This window comes from Streptomyces sp. NPDC057253, from assembly GCF_042669125.1.
Taxonomy (GTDB): Bacteria; Actinomycetota; Actinomycetes; order Streptomycetales; family Streptomycetaceae; genus Streptomyces.
Map to the genome: position 1 here is coordinate 1 of NZ_JBHUXV010000194.1, position 11979 is coordinate 11979.

General features: G+C 69.4%; 7 protein-coding genes and 1 pseudogene. 2 read left to right on the top strand and 6 right to left on the bottom strand.

Annotated features, from left to right (window positions below; genetic code table 11):
- Positions 1-36: 36 nt before the first annotated feature.
- Positions 37-651 carry a TetR/AcrR family transcriptional regulator gene (locus tag ACFULQ_RS46130; RefSeq protein ID WP_383556963.1) on the top strand — a complete coding sequence of 205 codons (615 nt, stop codon included), beginning with the start codon at positions 37-39 and terminating at the stop codon, positions 649-651.
- A 53-nt stretch (positions 652-704) separates the two neighbouring features.
- On the opposite strand, the gene ACFULQ_RS46135 is transcribed toward ACFULQ_RS46130, so the two are convergent.
- Together ACFULQ_RS46135 and ACFULQ_RS46140 are read right to left on the bottom strand one after the other, a co-directional pair.
- A complete protein-coding gene (locus tag ACFULQ_RS46135) occupies positions 705-3170 on the bottom strand; it encodes an RICIN domain-containing protein (protein ID WP_383556966.1) in 2466 nt (821 codons plus the stop codon).
- A gap of 130 nt (positions 3171-3300) precedes the next feature.
- Positions 3301-5637 carry an alpha-L-fucosidase gene (locus ACFULQ_RS46140; protein ID WP_383556969.1) on the bottom strand — a complete coding sequence of 779 codons (2337 nt, stop codon included), beginning with the start codon at positions 5635-5637 and terminating at the stop codon, positions 3301-3303.
- A 496-nt stretch (positions 5638-6133) separates the two neighbouring features.
- Here ACFULQ_RS46140 and ACFULQ_RS46145 point away from each other — a divergent pair, with 496 nt between their 5' ends.
- On the top strand, positions 6134-8116 hold the full coding sequence (locus ACFULQ_RS46145; RefSeq protein WP_383556971.1) for a galactosylceramidase: 1983 nt from the start codon (positions 6134-6136) through the stop codon (positions 8114-8116).
- A gap of 14 nt (positions 8117-8130) precedes the next feature.
- Here ACFULQ_RS46145 and ACFULQ_RS46150 read toward each other — a convergent pair.
- The 4 genes and pseudogenes from ACFULQ_RS46150 to ACFULQ_RS46165 form a co-directional block, all read right to left on the bottom strand.
- Positions 8131-9639 (bottom strand): annotated as a pseudogene (locus tag ACFULQ_RS46150) (ribosome-inactivating family protein); the annotation flags it as partial.
- 28 nt (positions 9640-9667) lie between these two features.
- Complete coding sequence (locus tag ACFULQ_RS46155; protein WP_383556975.1) at positions 9668-10036, bottom strand: hypothetical protein; 369 nt, start codon at positions 10034-10036, stop codon at positions 9668-9670.
- Positions 10037-10124: 88 nt separating this feature from the next.
- On the bottom strand, positions 10125-11015 hold the full coding sequence (locus ACFULQ_RS46160; RefSeq protein WP_383556977.1) for a glycine betaine ABC transporter substrate-binding protein: 891 nt from the start codon (positions 11013-11015) through the stop codon (positions 10125-10127).
- Between the two features lie 122 nt (positions 11016-11137).
- Positions 11138-11782: a hypothetical protein gene (locus ACFULQ_RS46165; protein WP_383556979.1), complete on the bottom strand. Its 645-nt coding sequence runs from the start codon at positions 11780-11782 to the stop codon at positions 11138-11140.
- Positions 11783-11979: the final 197 nt, after the last annotated feature.

Here is an 11979-nt window from a genome sequence, read left to right on the forward strand (position 1 = left end):
ACCGACGCGGGCGCGGCGAGTTCCGGAGGAGGGCGCATGACAGGCCGACGTGACGGCACGCGGACGAACGAGGACCCACCCTCGCCCCGGCTGCGCGCGGACGCCCGCCGCAACGTGGAGAAGCTGCGCGACGCGGCCCGGGAGATCTTCCTCAGGGAGGGCCTTGAGACCCCCCTGGAGGACATCGCCCGCAGGGCGGGGGTCAGCATCGGCACCCTCTACAACCGGTTCGGCAGCCGGGCCGAGCTGATCGACCAGGCCGTCGCGGACGTGGCGGCGCAGCGGCTCGTCGCGCTGGCCGGGCTGGTCGAGCAGGCGGACGGCCCGTGGGCCAGGTTCGCCGCCTTCGTCTGGGGGACCTGCGAGATGCAGGCCGCCGACCGGGCGTTCAACGACGTCGTGGCCCGCCGCTACGCGGACGCTCCCCGGCTGCGGGCGATCTGCGACGACAACCTCGTCGTCGGCGACGACCTCATGCGCGCGGCGCAGACCTCCGGTGTCCTGCGCCACGATCTCACCCGGGACGATCTCTACCGTCTCTTCCGGTCGATCGCGGCACTGATACGCGACGGGGAGCCGGACGAGGGGTGGCGCCGGCACCTTGAGTACTTTCTCGACGGTCTGCGCACGGGCGGGCCCGCCGCACGGTGACGCGGGGACCCACCTGCGCGGTGGTGTCCCCGACGCCCGCCCCGCGGATCCGGTCAGCCGATCTTCACGAGGCTCCACTGCTGGTTGGTGTTGCCGTTGTAGGTCCACTGGTCGACCGCGGCACCGTTGTTCCCGGAGCCGCCGGCGACGTCGAGCAGGTAGCCCTGGGAACGGGACTGGAGGGTGTAGGTGCCGTTGTCCGCCGGGGCGATCAGCCACTGCTGGTGGGCGCCGCCGTTGGGCGTCCACAGCTGGAGCCCGGTGCCGGGCCAGGTGGTGGCGTTGGGGATGTCCAGGGCCTTGCCGCTGCCGACTCCGGTGACGGTGTAGTAGCCGGCGGTGTTGGCGGCCAGCTTCCACTGCTGGTTGGTCCCGCCGTTGTAGGTCCACTGGTCGATCGGGGTGCCGTCGGCGGTCCCGGTCCCCACGGCGTCCAGAGCCAGGCCGCTCTTCGCGCTGACGATCCTGTAGGTGCCGGAGAGGTCGGCCACGGTGCCCGGCGTGACGGACAGGTGCGAGTACTGCACGGGGTAGTAGCCCGCCGTGCCGACGCCGACCTCGCCGCCGCCGTAGCTGCCGTCGGTGACCGTGCCGACCGTGGTGCCGTCGATCCTGGCGGTGATGGTGGAGCCCTGGAAGCCCAGGGACAGGTTGTGCCAGGTGCCGGTGCCCGGGGCGGTCACCGTGCCACTCGCCAGCGTCGTCCACTTCCACGACAGGTCCGACTTGAGCAGGGACCAGTCGCCGGTGTCGGAGAGCCGCAGGTGGTAGGCGTTCTGCCCGTTGTTGTTGGTCTTCTGGGTACCGACCCGGCCCAGGATCTCGGCGGCGCTGCCGCTCTTCTCCAGCAGCACGTCGGAGCTGACGGTGTAGTCGCTCCACCCCAGGTCACCCATGATCGTCGCGGGCTGGTTGCCCGGTTCGTCGGTCCAGCGGATCGGTGTGGTCGGCGCCATCTGACGCAGGCACGCACCGCTGCGGCCGCCACCGCAGGAGGCCGCCTGGAAGGCGCCGTTCATGGTGGTGAAGTACTTCGCCTCCCGGCCCGCGCCGTAACCGGAGAAGGAGTCCGAGTAGGGGAGCGCGAGGCGGGAGCGCTGAGGGGAGGTGGCGGTGCCCGCGCCCTGGCCGGTGGTGGTGGTGACCGTGTAGAGGCGGCCCGGCGCCAGGGTGAGGGTGTAGGTGCCGCCGGTGGCGGTCAGGTCGCTGTCGTGCACCATGCGCGGGGTGGCCTTGCCCTGCTGTGAGAGGTCGGTGGACCACACGTGCAGGGTGCCGCCGGGCAGACCGCCGGCGACGTTCAGGGTGACCGTCTGCGACGCGGTGGCGTCCATGGTCTCGAAGACGGTGCTCCAGGCGCTCTTGTCGGGCGCCGCGTAGCTGACGTAGCTGCCGTTGTCCCGGTCGCCTCCGAGGTAACCGGTGGCGGTGTCCAGGTACTTCCACCCGGGCGAGGTGAACTGCGTGGTCTGGGCGATGGCCCAGGTGGTGCGGCCCACCGTGTAGGCGCCGGACCACGGCTGGTTGGCGGTGATCAGGCCGTCGCTGCCGAAAGCGAGGTTCTGGTAGAGGGCGGCGACCACCGGCCAGTTGATGTAGGCGGTCATCCTCGCGTCGATGTAGCCGCGGTTGATGGCGCGGGCGGCCGGGGCCGCACCGGTCTCCGCGTCCTGCGAGCCGTTCTCACTGGCCCAGACGGGTTTGCCGAGCGACTGCGCGTCGGAGGAGGAAGAGCAGGAGGCCATCGCCGTCAGATAGCCGCAGGGGTAGTGGGCCCCCGCGATGTCGACGGCCGCGTTCAGGGCGCTGTCCTTCTTCATGTCGCCGGCGATGCCCCACCCGAACTGGTCGCCGCCGACCAGCTTGGTGGAGCCGTAACCGCCCGAGTTCAGCGCCGACTTCAGGCTCTCGTACCAGGAGGCGTTGTAGTCGCGCTCGTTCCAGCCGCCGATGTAGTCGACGGATAGGCCGTGCTGTTTGGCGCAGCCCAGCCAGGACAACAGATAGTCGATCATGTCCTGGGAGTAGAAGTCGCCGTTGCCGATCCAGCCCGGCGCACCCCAGGACAGGCCGTAGAACCTGATGCCGGGGTTGCGGGCCTTGGCCTGCTCCATCAGCCACCACTCGTAGCCGGAGTCGCAGTCGACGGTGCCCTTGGAGTGCTCGATGCTGGCCTCGGCGCCGTCGGTGGAGTTGGTGTCGCCGCCGATCTCCACCTTGAGGATCTGCAGGTCGGCGCCGTAGCCGGGTTTGAAGAGGTAGTCGAGGATCTGGCTCTGCTGGGCGGCGGGGTAGTCACGCAGCAGGGCGCTGTTGCCGCCGCCTCCGCTGATCGCCCCGATGCCGTCGAAGGTACGGCCCGGACTGCCGCCGTCCACCGTGATCGCGGTGCTCGGCGCCGCGTGGGCCGGGGTGGGTGTGCGCCCGGCGAGCAGTGCCAGCGCCAGAAGCAGGACGGCGAGGACCGCTGTCCGTCTGAGGTGTTGTTCGGAGGGTCTTGACCTGGGGGTGTGGTGCACGGCTCCTCGGCTCTCTCGGTGTCTCGGACCGACGGACCGCCGGTGAGGGCGGGACACGGACCTTGCGGTGCTTACGGCTCTCGGGTCGGGATACGGAGGTCGGCGGTGAACGGGCGCGCCCGGCCGCCGTTCACAGGGTGACGATCTGCCAGTCCTGGTTGGCTCCGCCGGTGGTCGGCCACTGGATGACCGGGGCGCCGTCCGCGGTGGAGGCGTTCTGCACGTCGGCGCACCATCCGGTACGGACGTTGGTGAGCCGGTAGTAGCCGCCGGCGGGGGAGGGGACCAGCTTCCAGCCCTGGTTGTCGCCGCCGTTGTCGGTCCACTGGTCGAGGGCCGTGCCCTGGGCGGAGCCGCCCGGACTCTCCAGGAGTTTGCCGCTCTTGACGTTCGCCAGCCGGTAGGAGCCGTCGGCGTTCGGCAGCAGTTTCCACTGCTGGTTGGTGCCCCCGGTCCACGGCCACTGGACGACGGGGGCGCCGTCGGAGGCCGAGGCACCACTCACGTCCAGCACCTTGCCGCTCCTGCGGTTGACCAGCCTGCAGGTGCCGAGGTCGGCGATGAAGGGACGGTCGTACACCTCCAGGTTGCGCAGCGAGGCCCAGACGCCGGACGGGAGCCCGGTGACGGTGACGCGCACATACCGCGCCTGGGTACGGAACTGGGCGACCTGCACCTGGCTGGTGCTGGTGGTGGCGGTGCGGTCGGCCAGGGTGGTCCAGGTGGTGTTGTCGGTGGAACCCTCGATCAGGTACCGGTAGTTGGTGCCGTCCTTCTCCCAGGCGATACGGGTTCCGGTCAGGGACCGCGTCGAGCCGAGGTCGACCTTGAGCCAGTGACCGGTGGAGCCGTCGTCGGCACACCAGCGCGTGGCGGTGGAGCCGTCGACGGCCTTGGCGGCGGTGTCGCCCTTCGAGGTCTCCTCGCTGTCGGCGGTGGCGGACTTCCCCTCGGCGATGTCGCCCGGCTGCACGGACCTGTCCAGGGTGACCCCGACGACGCTGTCCTGCGGGTGGGTGGTGCGGTCGATGCCGCTGACCGTCACCCGGCCGTCGCCGCCGACGGTGTACGGGAGGCTGTTGCCGGAGCGCACGTCGAAGACCTTGCCGACCTGGGCGTCCCCGACGGACGGGGTGGTGAAGGACGTGCCGCTGTAACCGGGCAGCAGATGGACGTAGAAGGTGCTGTCCTTGTAGGTGAAGCCGTACTTGCCGTCGACCGGGTTCCACGGGCCACCTCGGGTGCCGTAGACGGAGTCGCCGCAGGCGGTCATGAAGGTGCCGATCTGCCGCAGCAGGTTCGCCTGGCCCGTGGAGACGGTGCCGTGCCGGTCCGGGCCGACGTTGACCATCACGGTGATGTTCCGCACCCAGGAGTTGACCAGGATGTCCATCGCGGTGCCGTAACCCATCACGTTGCCGTCGGAGTTGTAGCCCCAGGAGCTGCCGACGGTGAACACCTTCTCGCTGAGCCCCGTCCTGATCGCGCCCGAGGGCACCGAGGGGCCCTCCTCGCTGGCGTAGTCACCGATCCAGCCGGAGCGCGAGGTGGCGACGATGTCGGGCTGGTGCCTGCGCACCATGCCCATCAGGCCCAGCGGTTTGCCGTCGGCGTCGGTCTCGCCGTAGACGGAGTCCACCGGCCAGTCGTTGGACGGGTCGCGGAAGAGGCCCGGTTCCCAGAAGAACGCGCCGTCCGCGTCGCTGCCCTGCTCCGCGATCCAGCCGCCGTCCCACCACAGGTCGTCGATGGTGCCGTACTGGGTGACGAGTTCCTTGACGGACTCGTACACCTCCGTCTTCATGATCCGCGCGTTCTCCTTGTGTGCGGGGTCGGTGGTGTAGTTCCAGGGGTTCTTCGCGCAGTTGGTGCCGCGGACGTCGTAGTAGCCGGGGTAGCGCCAGTCGATCGGCGAGTAGTACAGGCCGACCCTGAGCCCGGCCGCCCGTACGGCCGCCACGTAGTCCTTGACGAAGTCCTTCTTCAGCGGCGCCTGGCCGGAGTTCCAGCTGTTCGGGTGGTTCAGCGGCCACAGTGCGAAACCGTCGTGGTGACGGGTCGTCAGCGTCGTGTACCGGGCCCCGAAGTCCTTCGCCAGCTGCGCCCAGTCGGCGGGGGCGAAGGCGTCCGCGGTGAACTGCTCGCTCGTGGCGTCGGTCACGTACTTCTGGTAGTCGGCCGGCGTGATCGGGGCGTTGTGCATCCACCACTCGCCGTGGGCGGGGCCGGAATAGACACCCCAGTGGATGAACATGCCCAGCTTGGCGTCCTGCAGCCACCGGATCTTGTCGTCCGGTTGCTGCTCCAGGCCCATGTCGGTCTTCGGAACGCGCAGCGGCGGCAGCGGCAGCGGGTCGGCGGACGCCGCGTACGCGGGTGCGCTCGTCGCGAGGGTGCCCACGGTGGCGGCCACGGTCATGGCGGCCGCGCCGGCGAGGACCGTGCGGCGTGAGATCGATTTCGGCACGCGTTTCCTCCTGTTCGGTTTCACTCAGCAAGCGTGGTGATGGTGGTTTCTGATCGTGACTGTGCGACCGGGCGGCCCGAGTTCACGGTGTGTGCGAGGTGGATGCGGCTGGCTGATACATCGGATGGATTAAGAGTCATGGGTGGGTGTGTTGTCCAGACCCCGGACGAAACTCTTGCCAAACCTGGCTAGTTGCCCAGAGCGGACCACGGAAGGCGGACCAACGTGGGATGTATCGGAGTCATTGAGTGAGGCTGTGTACGCCCCGGGTTGCGTGGACCGTTGACGGGTTCCATGGCAGCCTCTACGGTGCCTGTCGAAAGTGCACACAATCCAACATCTGGACGGGATCTGGCGAGCCGTCAGGACGAGTCGGTCGGCTGCTCCGTCGTCCGAGGGACGGGCACGGCCGGGACAGCGCTTGACCCCCACTGCCGAAAGGCGACGTGCAGTGCCTTCTCACAGACCGCACCCTCACACAAGACGGTGGTCGACCGTGGCCGCTCTGGCGCTCACCGTGGCGACGGCGTTGGTCGGCGCGGCTGTCGGCCCGACCCAGGCGCACGCCGCGTCGGACACCGTCACGATCGACGGCACCGGAACCGGCCGTACCTTCGACGGAGTCGGCGCGATCAGTGGCGGCGGCGGCAACAGCCGACTGCTGATCGACTATCCCGAGCCGTACCGGAGCCAGATCCTCGACTACCTGTTCAAGCCCGGATACGGCGCCTCCCTGCAGATCCTCAAGGTCGAGATCGGCGGCGACACCAACTCCACCTCAGGCTCCGAGTCCAGCCACGAGCACGCCGCCGGTGACCTCGCCTGCGACCGCGGTTACGAGTGGTGGCTGATGGAGCAGGCCAAGGCCCGCAACTCGAAGATCAAGCTCGCCGCGCTGGCCTGGGGCGCCCCGGGCCACCTGGGCACCTTCACCTCCACCGCCACCGTCAACTACCTGACGGACTGGCTGGGTTGCGCGACCAAGCACCGTCTGACGGTCGACTACCTCCGGCAGCCAGAACGAGCGCGACTGCAGCAAGACGTTCTACGAGGACCTGCACAAGGCGCTGAGCGACGCGGGGTACCCCACGAAGGTCGTCGGGGGCGACCTGGGCGGTTGGAAGATCGCCGACGGCATGGTGAACGACCCGGTTTTCGCCGTCGGCGTGGACATCGTCGGAGCCGGGAGTATCTGGACGGGCCCACGACCGCGTTCATCAACTGGCCGATCGTCGCCTCGACCTACCGCAACGAGCCGTACCCCACCGCCGGCCTGATCTACGCCAACCAGCCCTGGTCCGGCTGGTACGACCAGGGCAGGACCCTGTGGGCGATCGCGCACACCACCCAGGTCACCTCGCCGGGCTGGAAGTACATCGACTCTGCCTCCGGGTACTTCGGCGGCAACCGCGCCAACGGCTCGTACATCACCTACCAGGCACCCGACCACGGCGACTACAGCGTCGTCGCCGAGACCCTGGACGCGACCGCCTCCCGTGACGTGACCTTCGACGTGACCGGCGGCCTGCCCGCCTCGGCGCAGGTGCACGTGTGGGCGAGCGACTTCGGCTCCGGGAACATGTCCGACTACTGGGTCAGCCAGTCCGACATCTCCCCCAGTGGCGGCTCGTTCACCGCCACCCTCAAGCCCGGCTACGCGTACTCGTTCACCACCCTGTCCACCACCGGCAGGGGCACCGCGGCCAGTCCGCCGCAGGCACCCCTCGCCCTGCCGTACGGCAACGGCTTCGAGTCCGACACCCCGGGCCACGAGCCGCAGTACCTGGCCCAGCAACAGGGCGCCTTCGAGACCGTCGCCTGCCCCGGCGGCCGGTCCGGGCAGTGCGTACGCCAGATGGCACCCACCCAGCCGATCGTGTGGGCGCCGGGCACCACGCCCTTCACGCTGGTCGGCAGTCTCGGCTGGACCGACTGCACCGTGAGCGTCGACGCCTACCTGGAGCAGGCCGGCGCGGTGCAGGTGATCGGCCGGGCCGACGACGCTGAAGGCGGGCACCACCACGGCACTCGGCACCAAGAGCCGGCACCGACTGCCCTCTCGTTCCAGGGATCGACCATCACCGCGAAGATCGACGGCAGCACCGTCGGCAGTGTCACCGACACCTCGTACTCCGCCGGACTGGCGGGGCTTGGAGTGGCCGCATACCAGACCGAGGACTTCGACGGTGCCGCCGTCCGAGGTGGACCCGCCGGTGAAGGCGGCTGCCCCGAGGGCCAGATCGGTCACGTCCACGGAGCGGGCCCCGGCGTGTGCGTGAGCAGCACGCGCCGGGGCCGGCGAGGTCTCTCCGTGCCGGACGGAAGCGTGAGCCGTCCGCGCCTGGGTCAGAGCTCGTCCTTCGGCACGTTGCTGACCCCCCGGGCACCGAGGGCGGTGAGCAGGACGACTGCCGCCGTGGCCGCGTCGTGGATGGAGACTCCGTACGTGCTGGTGCTGGCGCCGCCGTTGTTGCGGTAGATCTGGCTGGTGGTGGCCCAGTTGCGCATCGCAGCCACGTCGTCCGACGCCAACCTGTACGTGTTGAAGTTCAGGATCTCGGTGTAGATCCGCTTGGCCAGCGGAGAGTACCGCGCCCCTTCCGCGATGCCCACGATGAAGGTCAGCATCGAGCGGGCGACCTGGGCCGCCGTGGCGTTGCCGGTGTTGAAGTTGCGGATCTGCTGTATCGCGTTGTCGAACGTGGCCGTCCCGATGGTCAGGTCGGTCAGGTTCACCCCCGCCAGGCGGCCCAGTGCGTCGTAGCCCTCGGGCCAGGTGCTGCTGCCCGCGGGACCGTTGTACCGGTGGTCGAGGGGAGGTACGTCGTTCGCCAGGTTGGCGCCGGTGGCCCGGTTGTTGTCGAAGAAGTAGAACTGGACGACGTAGTAGTCGCTGAGCCGGACCCTGATGTGAAGGGTCGCGCCGTTGCCCGCCGTGGCGATGACGTCGGCGAACTGCTGGGTCTGTGACGGGTCGGTGACATCGACGTTCCGTGTCACGCCGTTGGAGTCGGTGATGGTCTGGCGCTGTGCGCCGGCGATTCTGCCCGCCGCGTTCCGCACGGCGGAGATCATGCGGGCGTATCCGTCCGCGCCGTCGTTGAGGTTCCAGGAGATCTGCGCATCGGCGACGGTGCTGATGTGGTGGGAGTCCAGCTTCACGTTGTGCGCGGCGCCGGCAGTGGAGGTGTGCGCCGGAGCGCTGAGGCCGACGACGCTGACCACCAGGGCGGCGGCGACCGCCAGGCTGGTGGTGCCGATGACGCGCCTGCGGAGTGAGGTGCCGACCGGGGGTTCGGTGCTGGTCATGGGGGATTCTCCTCTGTCGAGCGGAAGGGGGCGTTGGCAGTGGTCGGGGCAGGGCCACTGCGCACGGACCCGATCTCCACCGCCACCGAGACTGACGACCGGCACATTGATCCGCATCGCCCCCGCCCGAAGGCAATCAATTGATGTGGTGCCAAACCGATTGATTCGCGAGGTTTTCTCCTCGTTCACCGTTGACTCGGCTGTCTCCTCGCATAGACCTCCATTCGTCAGCGGGATTCGGTGGCTGACCCGGTCGGCGGTTCGTCCGTGATGTCCTCTGCCGTGTGAGGAAGGGCCGTCGCATGTCGCCGAGGGGGTGCCGGGTTCTGCGGGCCCGGAGTGCTGCGGTCTTCTCCTTCCTGGTCCCTGCCGGGGCAGTGCCCGACCGGTCAGGTGACGGCCGGGAGGGCACAGTCGTTGCCGGCGGGTGGCTTGGGCCCAGGGCCAGGTGGCGTCGATCCGCAGCCATCGGCGGCGGGCGTGGTCGGCGAGGCGGGCGGGCACGTGGTGGAAGCGGACGGCGTTGAGCTGGAGGCGGGCGGCCGGGTGGAGGCGACCTGCTCCGGATCGGCCACCTCGACGCCCTGTGCACCGACATCCGAGGTCGCGGGCCCGTGACAGCGCGGTGGGTCCCGCCCCTCCTCGGGGTGGGACCCACCGGCCTCGACCGCTCGCGCCGACGCCGTGTGACATGGGTGGCGGCGGCGGGCGACAAGCCGCGCTACGCGGCGGAGATGTGGTACCTGGCGATGCTTCCGTCCTTCAGCTGCGGGATGTACACCAGACGGTAGTGGGCGGAGCCGCCGGGGCGCACGTAGTGGAACTCCACCGTGCGGTCGGTCTGCCACCACCAGTCCGCGGCCAGGTAGCAGGAGTTCGGCTGGGCCGTCCAGGAGATGGAGGTGGTCCAGTCGTGGTACTGGTTGTAGCCGACGACGTAGAACCGGATCGACTTGGCGTTGTCGTTGCAGACTCTGAGCTGGACCGAGTCGACGTTGTCGGCGCTGGCCGTTCCGGGGATGGCGAGGCCGCCGAAGAGCGAGGCGGCGGCGAGCGCCGAGATGGTGACCTTACGCAGTAGGGAGCGCATGGGGGTTCCGTCGCTTTCTCATGTTTTTCTGGATCGCGGTGTGTGCACGTCCGGCCGATCGGATCGGAACCGGTCGTCCGGACGGGTATCAGTGCAGGAGGCCCCTGGTTCGCAGCCAGGTCCTGGCCGCCCGCGTGGGTGACTCACCGGCGGCGACCGACGAGGTGAGCGCGGCGAGTTGGTCCGTCGTCAGCGACGGGCCGAGCACGGCGAGGGCCTTCCTGGTCCTGGAGTCGGCCGCCGGAGCGCTGATGAGCGGGAAGAGGTGCTCGGGCGGTACGACGGTCTTCGGGTCGGCGAGCACGGTCAGGCCGTCCCGCGCGATCGAGGGATCGGTGCTGCGCAGGACGAGTACGTCGGCGCCGTGCGAGGTGCCGCCCTCGATGAGCGCGGCTCCGTAGGCCGTGTTCAGCGTCTCGGCGGACGGGGCGTCGGGGGCGCCGACAGCCGCCCCGCCCACGGTGAGGCGCGCGTGGATCCGGCCCAGGTCCTGGAGGCCGAGCAGTCGGTACTTCCGGGCGGTGTCCCGGGTGACGGCGAGGACCACCCCGCCCTGCGCGTCGGCCGGCGGCAACGCGTCGACCCCCGGCGGCAGCGCCATGCTCAGCGTGGTCGCCATGGAGCCCGACGCCGTCTGGCCTGCGGGCAGCGCCCGCAGCGTGGCGGTCTCGTAGGCCGGCGCGAGACCGATCCTGCCGTCCACCACGGCCCGGACGGCGGCGCCGGGGGAGGCGTACACGGTGGCCGCCGTGCGCACCCGGACGCCTGCGGAGTCGAGGAGTTCGCCGTACAGTGCCGCCGCGACCCTGCTTTCCGGGCTGGCGTCGGTGCCGATGACCGTGACCTGTGGGCCGTCCGCCGAGTCCACCTGCGGCGTACCGCCCCCGCCTGCTCCGCCGGCGCAGGCGGACAGCAGCAGGAGGAGTGAGCAGAAGGCGGCGGCGCTCGCCTCGCGCCTGGGCGGGATGCGTACGTTCATGGGACACCGTTTCGGTGGTGGAGGCGTACGGCTCCGTGGAACGGCGGGCACTACGGAGCCGTACGCCCGACGGGGGGTGAGGACGCCCGGTTGCCCGCGCACCGGGCGTCCGGTGCTGCGAGCTAGCGGCAGTGCGTCTGGCGCTCGCCCGAGGTCATCGCCCGGTCCTTGAAGTTGATGTATCCGGCGTGCGGGTTGTCCGCGTTGAAGCCGGACGCCTGGTAGTTCTGCAGGTACCAGATGTAGTGGCCGTAGTAGGGCTTGCCGAAGTGGAGCTCGTACCAGCCCTTGGCCTGCTGCTTCGCGGTACCGCGCTCGATCCAGCCGACGTGTCCCGCCGGGATGTTGACCGTGTCGGTCTCGGAGTCGGTGTGCGAGGTCTGCCAGCTGTGGCTGTAGCTCAGGGTGATCTCGGACTCGAAAACCGTCTCGAACTTGACGCTCTGGCTGATGGCGACGCCGAAGGTGTTGGAAGATCCGGTCGTGTCCGACCAGTTGATCGCGTGCTGGTTGGTGGTGCTTCCGCAGTTGAAGGCGGAGCTGCCGACCTGGTGCCTCGGGCCCGTGTAGGTCCAGTAGCTCTGCGGGTGGAAGTCGCACACGTCCGCCCAGCTGCACGCGTCCAGGAGCTGACGCGGGGTCGGCTGGTCGGCGGCGAGTGCCTGGGGGGCGGCGAGCAGGGACGCGCCGACGGCGAGAGCGCCGACGGCGGCGGCGGTACGGTAGCGACGCTTGACGGAATTGAATCCGCGACGCACGAATTCCATGAATTACTCCTGGAAGGGGATTGCCCGGTCGGGTGTCCGGCCGGTCGCATCGAATATCCGGGAGTGGCGGACAAGTGATCAAGCGAAAGAAGGTGAACTCTGGATTAACGTAGGTCCGCGAAATTCCTTTTCGGGGAATGCCTCATGGCGCTGCCCGCGAAAGACTCGGGTCGAGTCGGGCAGCGCCTGATCTGAAA